Genomic DNA, 13450 nt, shown 5'->3' with positions numbered 1-13450 from the left:
GTTTCCCCTGTCAACGCTTGGAGCTACGCCTCACGGCATATCCCCCATGACTCGGGGCCGAAACGAATCGCCATTTCTATTTCGTATCGAACTTTCATCGACTACCTCTTGCCAGTTTGTCCTGGCGCATCACAGACCACGGTTTCGGGGCTATATCGGTAGGCCGAGCTGCTCGCCGTTGGCCGACTCCTTCCTCGGTCGGCCTGACGTGCCGGGCCACGTGCGCCGACCAACCATCGTCGCAATCTGTTTTTGAAAGCGTTGACTGCCCAAGACGAAGCCACCGTTTGTCGCGTCGCGAAGGGCTGTCAGCATGTCCTGCGGGATCGCGTCGGCGAAGAGTCCGCGGTACCGGGAGCGTCGCGCCTCGTCTGCGTCGGCAAGGTCCAGATAGAGCGGGTGCGGAGCGATCACGGGATCGGCAACTCCCAGCGCGTTGCAGCGATAGCTCGACCACGGGTAGTCCTCCGGAGTCCGAACCATACGTGCGCGCACCGGATTCAGCTCGATGTAGCGCTGACAGGCGAGAAGGTAGCCGTCGGTCTCGATGACCGCCGAGCGGAAGCGTCCTTCGAAGAGCGTCCCGGTTCGACGGTAGGTGCGGTTGATGTGCTGCACGTACCGTTGGCCAAGCCCCTTCATCAGCCGAGCGGGTCCACGGTCGGTGGCAGGCGTCATCAGCAGATGCACATGGTTGGTCATCAAGACGTAGGCGTGGACACGAACCGACTCGCTTTCCGCGAGCGCGGCCAGGATCTCCGAGAACACCCGATAATCACCCTCGGCGAAGAAGATCGCGGTCCGATCGATGCCCCGTAGAATGACGTGCATGGGTAAGCCGGCGGCGACGATGCGGGCGTGTCGGGGCATAGCGATCTGCTGTTTTGTCTCAGGACAGAGATGGAGTGATGATAGCAGAAAACCGTGGTCTGTCCCCGGTTGCCGCGCTTGTCACGAAAAGCACAGAAGTTTGAACCCTGCTTCGTGTGTATCAGCAACCTGTAAGATGTTCGCTAGCTCCGGATATGTTGTGTAATTTGGAGCGGCGAGACTGTTATCGAGGGAAATGCGCTGTAGCGGTTCCGAACCCAAAGATTGCAGTGCGTCAACCAGCTTTGATTTTGTCCACGATTTCTTAAAACTAGCTCCGTAAGCTTCGCAGAGTCCCAGGATTTCTTGTTTTGTAAATGCCGACTCAATAACCTCAGGTGCGGCTGAGGAAATCATGAGCCCTGATTTGATAAGCTCGTTGGATGTTGCCGCGACATTGATACCGAAGCTCCGAATATCGTAATTGGTTAACTCCGGTAGCGATCCACCACCTTTCGTAATTGCGTAGATTAATTGGAGGCGACCGGCTGGACTAAGACTAACGATAGTGGCACGGAGTGATTCCGATATGCAGACCGTCTGCACTTTGGGTGCCCTGAGCCTCCCGTAATCTTCCCAAAATGGCGTTTCCTTTGCCATCTTCCTGATCCACGCGTTTGCCTTTTTCGCCAGCAATTCGGTATCGGTGGACCACTCTGGTTGGTGGGGGAACAAAACCCAAGCCATGTAGCGCGGAATACTCTCTGATATCAGAAATTCCCGTCCGCCACCGGCCTTCGCGGCAACGATAAATAGCGCTCTTAGTTCGGAATAAGCGGCTTGGGTGCCAAACGACACGTAGTTCTCAAAAGGTGCGACAACAATTTTGTCAATGCTTTCGTCGATCCAGTCTGGCCCAATACCGATGCCTGGATTTCCCTCTATTACGGCCCGCATAATGCTCTTAACACTGCGGACGTCACCACAAAGTAATCTCTCTGATAGAAACGGAATTAGGTCCGTACAAGGAACACGTGAACTCGTAGAGTAGTCTTTGCTCAGAATCGGATGATCTGGCCGGCCCAGGGGGCGAATCGAGGCAAGAAACTTATCTGCTTCGCTTGCGCTCAGTTCATTTTTGCGCAGGTTTGACGCTCTGCCTGACGGTCGAGGGGGTTTGGCGTGTTGCTCGCGTGATTCTTGATTTGCTGAAAAGAGCTTCTTGAGCCAACCTGCCATGTCTTGCTCCTTACTCGTATAACGTTAAGGCTGGCCCGCCGCTCGTTGCAGCGCCGGAAGCGAAGCGACGGCGCGGCAACGAGGGGTCGGGCCGAGCCGCTTGTTATGCTTTTTCACCATTTTCTCGGCTGGCGATGAACTCTTTCACGATAGGGTGTATGCCGATCAATTCGTCACCGTCATACATCGATTCCACATGAACTAAACCATGCGCCGAAAGCTGCTTTAGTGATTCGTATTTGAATCCTTCGGGCGGAGAATGCCAGTTCACATGAGTGCAGTTGGAAAGTTGGTTGTTTGCCAACCAAACAAGCATTCGGTTAGCCTCGGGATCTAAGACCTGGAGTGACAAAGACAACGCCGACTTCACCGTAGCAAGTTCTTGCCGTTTGCGCGGATCGGGTTCCTGGGCGATCATTTTTAGGTGCTGTTCGATCTGTTCAACGTACTTCGCTTCGAGTTCAAAGTTGCCGTACTTAAGGCGGACGTTTCGACGATCTTGACCGAAGCCTGAAATAATCTTCCGAACTTCTTGGCGGAACAGGAGCGCTACCAAAACGACGGCCGCCGGCCATGCTACTGCGCTGAGGATAGAGGCAATGTGTTCAAGCATTGGAGGCTTCTCGGCGCAACGGGCCAAGCATCCCCGGCGCGCATTTACCGTGCCCGACGAACAATGTTCTTACGCAATCGTTATCCATTAAACTTGCTGGTCGGCAAATATGCTTCGCCAGTTTGCGAGGCATGACGCCTCACCCTAGAAATGATTTCCCCAAATGCCATCGCGCCTGACAGAAACAAATATAGGTGACCGGCATCCAAAATTATCAGCGGTGTTTTGCTACCAGAAGCATCCGCGACGGCAGTGCGGCTGTAGCCGGCGATCGAAACCATTACGCCCATTGTATTGTCGGCCATCTTATTCACTTTGGCTTTTAGCGAATCGATGTCTGGAGCGCCGGATTGTTCTTTTGTGAATTTAAGTTCAACAAGATATGTTGTTCCCTCATATGTCAGTGAGCCATCAATTTGCCGCCCGCCACTCTTATAAGGCTTTCGATTCGTGATTTCGCAAAAATCGAGAAGATTGTAGAACCATTCCTCGAACTCATACCCGCCTTCTTGAGTGCCCACTTTAGAATGCATAGCGTCCAGCCGCTGCTGCAATTTGCCCTTATCAGTCAGCGATCTTTGAATCCTTTCGCGTTGCTCACGAGCGCGCTGTTGCGCTTCTTGTCTTTCTTTTTCACTCCTAACTTCTTCATCCTGTGTTCTTAGATAGTCCTTCAGCTCCTGGACCGCCTTGTAGGCTTCCTGAATCTTTTGCTCAGAGTCTTCCCAGTTTCTCAGGTCTGGGAATGTCGCTTGCTCAGACAAGCTTCTTGCCATTTGAAAGATTAAGGCTTGTCCCTTTTCCGTAGCCTGTAGTTTGGGAAAAAGGCGATCAAGTAAATCACGCTTCGATTCATCGCTTGACCACGTCGCAAGAAAGCTCTCTTTGACATGTGATGCGAGGAGAAATTTCCTTAATGCATGACGGCGCCAGTAAGATTTTAAGACTGCCTCGTAGGTAAGCTCAATCAATCTAGGTGTGATTCTTGCCGCCAAGTTTGAGTGTTCCTCTTCTATGCATAATGTGTACTAGACTGCGCGCAGTCTACCGCAAAGGTAGCCCGAAGGTTCTGAAGTCAACAGTGCCGGGCCTCGTCGTGTGGAAGGTTCGCCGTTGAACTGGGATCCTTACCCGGATCCCCCGATCCGTCGTCAGGTTCCGGCGAAATCCCCTCGATGGTACATCAGACGAGCCGGCGGCCCCGCCTGCCGTCATCGCTGGCCACGTCGCTGACGACTCCGGGTAACGGAAAACCCACAGGGCTCTCGCAGCACTTGCAGAACTTCTTCGAGCCGCGGCGCGTCGATCCTGCCGAGGGCAAATTGGACCTGGCCCGTCGATCAGCTCCTCGATAAGCGCACCTCCTTCAGAAGCCGCTCGCGCAAGCGATGCCATGCGGACGATCCGCTTGAATCGACCGACCCTCTCGGATCACATCCTCGGCGGCCAAGTGAGTTCCAGGCAAAAACGTCTCCATAACCGCCGGCCGCCGCCCCGTCAAGATCCAGTCACAGAGATGCGCGATCTGATGAGAGATCAGCGGCGGTACGGCGTCGCCGATATGCCGATAGAGGTTCGAGAGGGCCGCGTCGGCGAAGACGAAATCGTTCGGGAAGCCTTGCAGCATGGCCATCTCTCGAACCGAGCAGAGGCGGTCCTCCTCCGGATGGGCATAGCGGCCGTTGCCGAAGTGTGCGCATTCGCGTTTGATGGTCGGCGCGGGCTTACCCCAGGCCATCCTGCCGTAGACGTCGGGATAGGAGCCAAACCGACGCTCCCGCGCGATGCGCTGCATGGCGGGAGTCAGAAGCTGATCGCGATCCGGTCGGGACAGAAGGTCCATCCATGAGCCGCCGTCGCGCGGCGTGGCCCGCAGGCGGCGGATCACCTCCGGGGAGGCGAAGCCGGGATAGGTCTGGACCCCGCTCGACCGGGGATCGATCGCCGCGAAGGCGCGCCGGACCGTCAACGCCTCGTCGCGCACGCGCCAGCCGTCCCAGAGATCATCGAGCGTCCGCAGGGCGAGCGGGCGCTTGACCGCGATGACGATGGCGCGCTCCCTGATTTGGGGAAGACCGAAACGGCTGAGCAGGTGGGTCGCGCCGGAGACCTCATAGCCGAGCTCGACGAGATCCCGGCAGAGACCCTGATAGTGGTGGGAGAAGTGACCCCGAATCAGCTCGCGGGCGTTTTCCATCACCAGGATGTCCACGTCGAGGACGGCGGCGAACTCTGCACAGCAACGAACCAGGCTGTTGCGCAGGTCGTCGCTCAGGTGGTTGCTCGGATTGGCGCGGCTGAATCCGGTGCAGGGCGCACAGGCCGACAGGACATGGATCCGGGTCGACGCATCGAGCCCCAGGCGCTCGGGAAGGTCGTCCGCAGCGACGGTGGAGAGATCGATGGCGACGGGCGTGACGCCGATGTTCCGCGCGTAGGTGGCATTGCACTGAAGCGCCCCTCCCCCGCTGCTGGGTTTGCCCAGCTCGGCATCGGCCGCCGCAACGACACCAAAGCGCGGGTGCCGGTGGAAGCCGAAGCTCATCCCGCCGGCTCCGGAGAAGAGATCGACCAGGGTAAAGCAGGTCGTCGCTTGGCTCATCTATTCACCCGTCTTGATCCACATCGTCTTCGAGTTTTTTCGGGCCGATTCGATAGCGTCGCTTCTCTTCGGCGATCCGCAGCAACCGACGGGGATCGAGTGTCCCGACATCGCAGCCGCCATCCTCCGGCACGGCAGCGCCCTCGGTCAATGCGGACACCACGCGAGACGCGACCGCGACGGGATCGAGATACAGCTCGCACTCCCAGGCCACGATGACCTTCCAGCCCGCGGCATCGAGCGCGGACGTGACCTCTCGGTCGCGTGCGATGTTGCGGTCGAGCTTCTCCTTCCAGAAGGCGGCGTTGGTCCGCGGAACGGTCGCGCGCTTGCAGTCGGCATGGTGATGCCAGAAGCAGCCGTGAACGAAGACCACGGCGCGATATTTGGGCAAGATCAGGTCCGGACGGCCCGGCAGTCCGCCTCCGCCGAGCCGATAGCGAAAGCCGAGGCGATGCAGCGCGGAGCGCAGGATCCACTCGGGTTTGGTGTCCTTGCCGACGACCCGAGCCATGAGGCGCGAGCGCTGGGCCGGGGTGAGCTTATCCGTCATCGGTTTCGAGAACCGGGAAGAAAGGGTTCGGGGCTGCGCATGCAGGACAAGGGTCGTCCGCTCGGGGCCTGCCCGCATCGGTCAACGAGATCGGCATGAGTCGATCCAGATGGACGACAGCCTCTCGGTCCGGAGCCGACCATGTCGAGCATTGCCGGAACGAATCCTATCACTTGACAAAAGTCATCAGGATAAACTTGCCGCGTCCGCATCACGGCTTCATCTTACAAGGTCTGGTCCACAGACTTCACGCCGATAAACCCACTGAGACGGTCCTCGCGAAACGCGGGATGGAGACCACGACGATGCCGAACAAGATGATGGAACGCGTAGATATAGCCGGCCTGAAGGTCGCCAAGCCCTTATACGAACTGGTCGCGACCGAGGTGCTTCCGGGCACCGGACTGGACGCCGCCAAGGTCTGGGGTGCCTTCGCCGAGATGATCGGCGAGCTTACCCCGAGAAACCGGGCGCTGCTGGCCAAGCGCGATGCGCTTCAGGCGCGCATCGATGCCTGGCACTTGGAGCGTCGCGGACAACCGGTCGACTCGGGCGCCTACCGCGCATTCCTCTCGGATATCGGTTATCTGGTGCCCGAAGGTCCAGCCTTCGGGGTGACCACCTCCGACGTCGATCCCGAGATCGCCGAGATCGCCGGTCCGCAGCTGGTCGTGCCGGTCAGCAATGCCCGTTATGCTCTCAACGCGGCGAACGCCCGCTGGGGCAGCCTCTACGACGCGCTCTATGGCACCGACGTCATCCCGGACACCGATGGCCTGGAGCGCGGCAAGACCTACAACCCCAAACGCGGCGCCGAGGTCATCGCCCGCGCTGCCGCCTTCCTCGACGAGGCCGCTCCGCTCAACCGAGGCTCGCACGGCGAATCCTGCGGCTATCGGGTCGAGGACGGCAAGCTGGTCGTCTGTCTGCCGGACAACAGCCAGACCATGCTGATCGAGCCCGGCCAGTTTGTCGGCTACCTCGGCACACCGGAATGTCCCTCGGGCATCCTCCTGACCAACCACGGGCTGCACATCGAGATTCGCATCGATCGCGAGCACCTGGTCGGGCAAGCCAGCCCGGCCGGTGTCGCCGACCTTCTGCTCGAGTCGGCCGTGACCAGTATCCAGGACTGCGAGGACTCGGTCGCCGCGGTCGATACCGAGGACAAGGTCGGGGTCTATCGCAACTGGTTGGGACTCATGAAGGGCGACCTCACCGCCCGTTTCCAGAAGGGAGGCAAGCCCGTCGATCGCGCCCTGGACGAGGACCGGACCTACCGCACCCCGCTCGGCGGCACGCTCACCCTGCCCGGGCGTTCTCTGATGCTGGTGCGCAACGTCGGTCATCTCATGACGACGGATGCCGTCCTGGATGCCGACGGCAACGAGATCCCGGAAGGCATGCTCGATGCGCTGGTCACTGTCGCCTGCGCGCTGCACGACATCCATCCCACCTTCGGGGCACATCGCAACTCGCGCGCCGGCAGCGTCTACATCGTCAAGCCGAAGATGCACGGACCCGAGGAGGTTCAACTCGCGGTCGACATCTTTGCCGGCGTGGAGGATGCGCTGGGTCTCGCCCGCAACACCATCAAGATCGGCATCATGGACGAGGAGCGCCGCACGACCCTGAACCTCAAGGAGTGCATCCGGGTGGCCTCCGAGCGGGTCATCTTCATCAACACAGGGTTCCTGGACCGCACGGGCGACGAGATCCACACCGACATGGAGGCCGGCGCCGTGCTGCGCAAAGGCGACATGAAGGGCGCGCCTTGGCTGCTGGCCTACGAGAACTGGAACGTCGATGTCGGCCTGGCCTGCGGCCTGCGCGGCCACGCCCAGATCGGCAAGGGCATGTGGACCATGCCCGACGAGATGCGCGCCATGGTCGCGACCAAGGCGGGTCATCCCAAGGCCGGCGCCAACTGCGCCTGGGTCCCCTCCCCGACCGCCGCGACCCTGCATGCCATGCACTACCACCAGGTGGATGTCGCCGCCGTCCAAGCGCAGCTGGCCGCCGGCGGGCCACGGGCCAGCCTGGACACCATCCTGCAAATCCCGCTCGACCCGAGCTGCGCCTGGAGTGCGGAGGAGATTCAGCAGGAGCTCGACAACAACTGTCAGGGCATCCTCGGCTACGTGGTGCGCTGGGTCGATCAGGGTGTCGGCTGCTCGAAGGTGCCGGACATCGCCAACGTCGGCCTGATGGAAGACCGCGCGACCCTGCGGATCTCGAGCCAGCATGTCGCCAACTGGCTGCATCACGGCGTCGTTTCGCGCGAGCAAGTCACGGAGACCCTCAAACGAATGGCCGCCGTGGTCGATGCACAGAACGCCGATGATCCCGTCTATCGCCCGATGGCACCCGGGTTCGACGGCATCGCCTTCGAAGCCGCCTCGGACTTGATCTTCAAGGGTCGCGAGGCGCCGAACGGCTACACCGAGCCGACCCTGCACGCCATGCGCAGGCGGCTTAAGGGGCATTAAGTAACGATTCAGAAACAACTGAGCCATTCCGGTTCATTCTCCCCCTCTCCCCAACCCCTCTCCCGCGAGGGGAGAGGGGCTAAGATGGATCACTTGTTATTGAACGGTTGCTAAGCCGACCAGAGGTATCGACAGCACTGCGGTTCAGGTGCGGTTCAGCGTGGAGGCTCTATGATTGGGGTGATGACGGGGTATCCGTTTCCCCGTCGCTTCGCTGGAGATGATCCATGAACATCAGCCGGACGCTGTTGATCCTATCCGCTGTCGGTATCGCGACCTTTGCCCTCGCGCCTGCGACCTCGCAGGCGCGGGAGCCCCCCATGTGGGAGGGACGCGACGGTCGGGAATGGCGCTGCGATCGCGGCCGTCCTTGCGACCCCTACCCCCGCCGTTATCGCCCCGAGCGCGGCACCACGACCATCACGGCCCCGGAATACGGCGGTCACGCCATTCGCGGTTATGTTCCTACCCGCTCGATCATCCTGAATCCGCCCGAGCGCGGATACAGGGGCTACCGCAACCCGCGATAATGCGGATGCCTTCGGCCCGATACGCCGTCTGTGCTAGATTGAGACTCACCTGGAACGGATCCCGGAGCCCTGACCAACATGCGCCCCACCAGACTCGCCCTCGCCGTTTTGCTCCTCTTCGTCAGCGTTGCGATGAGCGCGGGAGCGTGGGCCCGCAAAGACGACTCGCGCCAAGGGCAGATGAGCCCGGGGCAAGCTGAAGAGGCGGCGCGGCGCCAAACCGGCGGCGGGCGTGTCCTCTCCGTCAAACCCTCGGACGGCGGTTATCAGGTCAAGGTTCTGACCCCGTCGGGCGAGGTGAAATACGTCTTCGTCTCGGGCCGCTGACGGGAGGAGCCTATGCATGTCTTGGTGATCGAGGACGAGGCGGAGCTACGTCGCCAAATCATCGAGCGTCTCGGTCGCGAGGGCGCCATTGCGGAGGGCACCGGCGAGGGTCGCGAAGGTTTGTACCTGGCGACCGAATACCCCTTCGATGCCGCGGTGATCGATCTCGGTCTGCCCGGGATGAGCGGGCTGGAGATCATCCGCAACCTGCGCGCCGCCGACAGCCTCTTGCCGATCCTCATCCTCACCGCGCGCGACCGCTGGCAGGACAAGGTGGAAGGTCTCGAGGCCGGGGCCGACGACTATCTCGCCAAACCTTTTCAGGCGGAGGAGCTGTTGGCCCGACTGCGCGCCCTGATCCGCCGAGCCAACGGAGCGGCGTCTCGGGAGCTGCGCATCGGACTCTTGCGCATGGATCTGGTCGCCCAGTCGGTCTGGATCCACGAGCGCCAGACCGAGCTGACCGCGTACGAATACCGGCTCTTGGAGCAACTGGCGAGCGCGCGCGGCGGCGTACTCTCCAAGCAAGCCTTGGCGGACCGGCTCTATCCGCATGACGAGGATCGCGACAGCAACGTCATCGAGGTCCTCTTGGGCCGACTGCGACGCAAGCTCGACCCCGACGGCTCGCTCGCACCGATCGAGACCTTGCGCGGTCGCGGTTACCGCCTGGCACTCGCAAGCGAGGACGCGCACCCGGGTTCCGCCTGATGTCACTGCGTGCGCGCGTCGTCGCCTCCGCGGCCGCGGTGCTTGCGGTCTTCATTCTGCTCACCAGCCTCGCCCTGGAACGGGCCTTCCGCGACACCGCGGAATCCTCGCGCGAGGAGCGTCTGCTTGCGCAGATCTTCCTGCTCATGGCCGCAGCGGAGGCCGAGAACGACGGCCTGGTCTTCCCCGATGCTCTCGCCGAGGCCCGTTTCAGCCTACCTGGATCAGGCCTGTACGCGCGCGTCTTCGACATGTCCAACCGGCTGGTTTGGGAATCCGAGTCCGCGATGGGAATCCCCGAGCCGAGCCCGATGGACCTCGTGCCGGGGCAGCGCCGGCTCGAGGTCAGACGGAGCGACGATGGCGCGGACTATCTGGTGGAGGGCTTCGGGGTGTCCTGGGAAACCGGAGAGCTGCCACGCCACTATGTGTTCACGGTCGCCGAGGACATGGCCGCCTTCAACGAGGAGGTCGGGCGCTTTCGCGGCAGCCTCGCCGTCTGGCTCGGTGCGATGGCCCTGCTCATGTTGACGGCGCTGGTCTTGATCCTCGCTTGGGGGCTCGCGCCGCTGCGACGCGTGAGCACCGAGGTGGCTGCGATCGAGTCAGGCAATCAGGCCAAGATCCTGGGCAACTATCCGAGCGAGATCCGCGCCCTGACGGACAACCTCAACGGACTCCTCGCCCACGAGCAGGCACGCCAAAGGCGCCTGGACAACGCGCTCGGCGACCTTGCGCACAGCCTCAAGACCCCGCTCGCCGTCATCAGAGGCGCCATCGGCGATCTCGCGGCGGGCAACGAGACGACCCTGCTCGTGGAGGAACAACTGGCGCGGATGGACAACATCGTCGCCCATCAACTGCAACGCGCCCGCACCGGCGGCGGACAGGCGGCGATCCTGTCGCCGCCGCTGCAGATCAGGCGTATCGCGGAGCGACTGATCGACTCGCTGAGCAAGGTCTACCGCGACAAAGGCGTCGCCGTCTCGCTGGCGATCCCGGAAGAGATCCAGCTCAACGGCGTGGAGGGGGACCTCATGGAGATGCTCGGCAACCTCCTCGACAACGCCTTCAAATGGTGCCGAAGCCAGGTGCGCATCCTCTGCAGCGTCGAGAAGGGGACGCTGATCATCGCGATCGAGGACGACGGGCCAGGCATTCCGCCGCAGGATGCCGCGCGCTTGCTCGGGCGCGGGGCCCGCGCGGACGAGGCCGTCCCCGGACACGGGATCGGTCTCGCCATGGCCCGCGAGATCTGCGAGGCGTATGGCGGTCGCCTCGGCGTCGAGGGATCGACGCTCGGCGGCGCCCGCCTCTGTTTAAGGCTTCCGACGTGAACCGATCGCCCGGCCGATCGCGACTCTGAAGCGCTCGATCCGAACCTCGGCCGTTGAGTCATCCGTCGAAGCCTTGCGGGTTCTCCGACTGCCAGCGCCAGGTGTCGCGCACCATCTCGTCGATCCCGAGCTCTGCCTCCCAACCCAGCTCCGCCTTCGCAAGGGCGGGATCGGCATAGCAGGCCGCGATATCGCCCGGCCGCCGCGCAACGATCTCGTAGGGCACAGGCCGGCCGCTCGCCCGCTCGAAGGCCGCAACCATATCCAACACGCTGTAACCTTGCCCGGTGCCCAGGTTGTAGACCACGACGCCAGGCCGCTGCGCAAGCCGATGCAAGGCCGCGAGATGCCCGCGCGCCAAGTCGACGACATGGATGTAATCGCGCACGCCGGTGCCGTCCGGGGTGGGATAGTCATTGCCGAAGACGCGCAGTCGCGGCAGCTTGCCGATCGCGACCTGGGCGACATAGGGCATCAGGTTGTTCGGAATGCCGTTGGGGTCCTCGCCGATGCGCCCGCTCGGATGCGCGCCGACGGGATTGAAATAGCGCAGCAGGGCGATGTTCCAGGCCCCGTCCGAGACATGAAGATCGCGCAGGATCTCCTCGATGAAGAGCTTGGAGCGGCCGTAGGGATTGGTCGCCGACAGCGGAAACCCTTCTCGGATCGGCACCGTCGCCGGATCCCCGTAGACCGTGGCCGATGAGCTGAAGACCAGATTCTTCACCCCGGCGGCGGACATCGCCCCGCAGAGTGTGATGGTCCCGCCGAGGTTGTTGTCGTAGTAGTCGAGCGGGATCTCGACCGATTCCCCGACCGCCTTGAGTCCGGCGAAATGAACAACCGCATCGAAGGCGCCGTCGCGAAAGATCGCATCGAGTGCCGCGCGATCGCGTAGATCCGCTTTGACGAAGGTCAGCGCTCGCCCGGTGATCTCGCGCACCCGCCGCAGCGACTCCTCCTTGCTGTTGCACAGATTGTCCACGACCACGACATCCATGCCTGCGTTCAGCATCTCCACGCAGGTGTGACTGCCGATATACCCCGCCCCGCCCGTCACGAGTACGCGCATTGTTTTACTCCGTTCTCTGTTGCCGTTCGTTCACTGTTTTCGTGAGCTGGTCTCGCAAGCTCGTCTCGTGTCTCTCATTCCTCCGCAGCCGGCTCATTGGAGGTCCGTTGCGCCGAGTCGATCGAGACCATACGCGAGGCCGGCTAAGGTCATGCGGAGGATGGCCACGGTTGACCTCGGGTGCCTTGCCGATCGCTTGCGCACCGGGACGGTGCGCGAGTGATCGATCCTCGTCCCGGATCGATGCGACGGGCGTTCCGGTCGAAGGTCGTGGTCCGGGTTTCCGCTCGGTGCCGATCGCCCGAGGTCGGACTTCAGCCCTGCGGCATCGACGGGGACTAATCTTGAAGCCGACGCCCCGAGCATGCGAACGCCATCGGACGAGGAGCGCCCCACGTGGCGCCGTTTGTGCTTAACTCTACCGCAGAGCTCCACCTCGTACGCGTTTTCCGACAACGAGCGCCGTGCCCCGCGGCCGCCCAGCCCAACACTGCAGGTCACCGACATGATCGATCCCATTCGCGAGCTTGGTCTCCACACCGGCGCGTCCGCCGATCTGCCCGACGGGCCCCATGCACCGCTCTCGGCCGACGACCGCCAGAAGCTGCATCTCTACATCAACTTCAAGCTGATCTCCTCGGGTCAACCCTCATGCGGCACGGCGGCGACGGAGGGCTTCATCGAGATCGCCCATGATCTGCTGTTGAGCTATCGCGAGAAGAACCGGCTCCTGTCGTCGTATCACTGCCCGGTGGATCGTCGGATCCAGGATTTTCTAGGCCGCTATTTCGAGGATCTGGAGCTGGATCGAATCCCGACCCTGCCCTTCCAATCCTTCATCCTGGACCGTCACGGACTGGCCCGCGAGCTCTCCGTCCCCGTCGACAGCAACGTCTTCACCTCGGACATCATCTCGAGCTACCGCGTCGCTCAAGGCGTACTGCACAACCCGGCGAGCGATCGGCGCACCACCGAGGGGTCCTTCCACGTCGCCGAGGGCGGACTGCCCATCCCGGGCGACAAGAAGGCGGTGCCCAAGGCGGTGTTCGCAAGGTTGCTCGAGGCCGCGCTCGATCCGCCCGCCGACCTGATGACCATCCCCTTCACGGCCAACCACAGCGAACCGGCACGGATGTTCGTCTCGCTCCTGCTGCGCCCCTTGGTCTG

The 13450-nt window shown here is 62.0% G+C and carries 12 protein-coding genes and 1 pseudogene; 6 read left to right on the top strand and 7 right to left on the bottom strand.

Annotated elements, in window-relative coordinates:
- Window positions 1–150: 150 nt before the first annotated feature.
- The 6 genes from VLR48_RS12980 to VLR48_RS12955 form a co-directional block, all read right to left on the bottom strand.
- Window positions 151–870 carry a transposase gene (locus VLR48_RS12980; RefSeq protein ID WP_325292198.1) on the bottom strand — a complete coding sequence of 240 codons (720 nt, stop codon included), beginning with the start codon at window positions 868–870 and terminating at the stop codon, window positions 151–153.
- An 81-nt stretch (window positions 871–951) separates the two neighbouring features.
- Window positions 952–2049 carry a hypothetical protein gene (locus VLR48_RS12975; RefSeq protein WP_325292197.1) on the bottom strand — a complete coding sequence of 366 codons (1098 nt, stop codon included), beginning with the start codon at window positions 2047–2049 and terminating at the stop codon, window positions 952–954.
- A 103-nt stretch (window positions 2050–2152) separates the two neighbouring features.
- Window positions 2153–2662, bottom strand: coding sequence for a hypothetical protein (locus VLR48_RS12970; RefSeq protein ID WP_325292196.1), 510 nt, complete (start codon window positions 2660–2662; stop codon window positions 2153–2155).
- 80 nt (window positions 2663–2742) lie between these two features.
- Window positions 2743–3657 carry a hypothetical protein gene (locus VLR48_RS12965; protein ID WP_325292195.1) on the bottom strand — a complete coding sequence of 305 codons (915 nt, stop codon included), beginning with the start codon at window positions 3655–3657 and terminating at the stop codon, window positions 2743–2745.
- 371 nt (window positions 3658–4028) lie between these two features.
- Window positions 4029–5264: a DNA cytosine methyltransferase gene (locus VLR48_RS12960; protein WP_325292194.1), complete on the bottom strand. Its 1236-nt coding sequence runs from the start codon at window positions 5262–5264 to the stop codon at window positions 4029–4031.
- 4 nt (window positions 5265–5268) lie between these two features.
- A complete protein-coding gene (locus tag VLR48_RS12955; protein WP_325292193.1) occupies window positions 5269–5817 on the bottom strand; it encodes a very short patch repair endonuclease in 549 nt (182 codons plus the stop codon).
- A gap of 317 nt (window positions 5818–6134) precedes the next feature.
- Between VLR48_RS12955 and VLR48_RS12950 the strand changes: the two genes are divergently transcribed.
- From VLR48_RS12950 to VLR48_RS12930, 5 genes are all read left to right on the top strand, one after another.
- Entirely contained in the window at window positions 6135–8306 is a 2172-nt protein-coding gene (locus VLR48_RS12950; protein WP_325292199.1) for a malate synthase G, read from the top strand.
- A gap of 227 nt (window positions 8307–8533) precedes the next feature.
- Window positions 8534–8836 carry a hypothetical protein gene (locus VLR48_RS12945; protein WP_325292192.1) on the top strand — a complete coding sequence of 101 codons (303 nt, stop codon included), beginning with the start codon at window positions 8534–8536 and terminating at the stop codon, window positions 8834–8836.
- Between the two features lie 78 nt (window positions 8837–8914).
- Window positions 8915–9163 carry a hypothetical protein gene (locus VLR48_RS12940; protein WP_325292191.1) on the top strand — a complete coding sequence of 83 codons (249 nt, stop codon included), beginning with the start codon at window positions 8915–8917 and terminating at the stop codon, window positions 9161–9163.
- Window positions 9164–9175: 12 nt separating this feature from the next.
- Window positions 9176–9874 (top strand): response regulator transcription factor, encoded by a 699-nt coding sequence (locus VLR48_RS12935; protein ID WP_325292190.1) that lies wholly within the window; start codon window positions 9176–9178, stop codon window positions 9872–9874.
- Window positions 9874–11211: an ATP-binding protein gene (locus tag VLR48_RS12930; RefSeq protein ID WP_325292189.1), complete on the top strand. Its 1338-nt coding sequence runs from the start codon at window positions 9874–9876 to the stop codon at window positions 11209–11211. The genes VLR48_RS12935 and VLR48_RS12930 overlap by 1 nt, the downstream gene beginning before the upstream one ends.
- 58 nt (window positions 11212–11269) lie before the next feature.
- Here the strand turns inward: VLR48_RS12930 and galE are convergent, their stop codons facing one another.
- Window positions 11270–12283, bottom strand: coding sequence for a UDP-glucose 4-epimerase GalE (galE, locus tag VLR48_RS12925; RefSeq protein WP_325292188.1), 1014 nt, complete (start codon window positions 12281–12283; stop codon window positions 11270–11272).
- A 505-nt stretch (window positions 12284–12788) separates the two neighbouring features.
- Between galE and VLR48_RS12920 the strand changes: the two are divergent.
- Window positions 12789–13450 (top strand): annotated as a pseudogene (locus VLR48_RS12920) (hypothetical protein); the annotation flags it as partial.

The sequence above is a fragment of the Thiocapsa sp. genome, from assembly GCF_035467215.1.
GTDB lineage: Bacteria > Pseudomonadota > Gammaproteobacteria > Chromatiales > Chromatiaceae > Thiocapsa.
Note: the sequence above shows the minus strand (reverse complement) of the source record. Positions and strands in the feature narration are given on the sequence as shown.

Excerpts from the sequence above, each read along its gene's own strand:
- VLR48_RS12980 (WP_325292198.1), bottom strand. The coding sequence starts at position 870 with ATGCCCCGACACGCCCGCATCGTCGCCGCCGGCTTACCCATGCACGTC.
- VLR48_RS12975 (WP_325292197.1), bottom strand. The coding sequence starts at position 2,049 with ATGGCAGGTTGGCTCAAGAAGCTCTTTTCAGCAAATCAAGAATCACGC.
- VLR48_RS12970 (WP_325292196.1), bottom strand. The coding sequence starts at position 2,662 with ATGCTTGAACACATTGCCTCTATCCTCAGCGCAGTAGCATGGCCGGCG.
- VLR48_RS12960 (WP_325292194.1), bottom strand. The coding sequence starts at position 5,264 with ATGAGCCAAGCGACGACCTGCTTTACCCTGGTCGATCTCTTCTCCGGA.
- VLR48_RS12955 (WP_325292193.1), bottom strand. The coding sequence starts at position 5,817 with ATGACGGATAAGCTCACCCCGGCCCAGCGCTCGCGCCTCATGGCTCGG.
- VLR48_RS12950 (WP_325292199.1), top strand. The coding sequence starts at position 6,135 with ATGATGGAACGCGTAGATATAGCCGGCCTGAAGGTCGCCAAGCCCTTA.
- VLR48_RS12945 (WP_325292192.1), top strand. The coding sequence starts at position 8,534 with ATGAACATCAGCCGGACGCTGTTGATCCTATCCGCTGTCGGTATCGCG.
- VLR48_RS12940 (WP_325292191.1), top strand. The coding sequence starts at position 8,915 with ATGCGCCCCACCAGACTCGCCCTCGCCGTTTTGCTCCTCTTCGTCAGC.
- VLR48_RS12935 (WP_325292190.1), top strand. The coding sequence starts at position 9,176 with ATGCATGTCTTGGTGATCGAGGACGAGGCGGAGCTACGTCGCCAAATC.
- VLR48_RS12930 (WP_325292189.1), top strand. The coding sequence starts at position 9,874 with ATGTCACTGCGTGCGCGCGTCGTCGCCTCCGCGGCCGCGGTGCTTGCG.
- galE (WP_325292188.1), bottom strand. The coding sequence starts at position 12,283 with ATGCGCGTACTCGTGACGGGCGGGGCGGGGTATATCGGCAGTCACACC.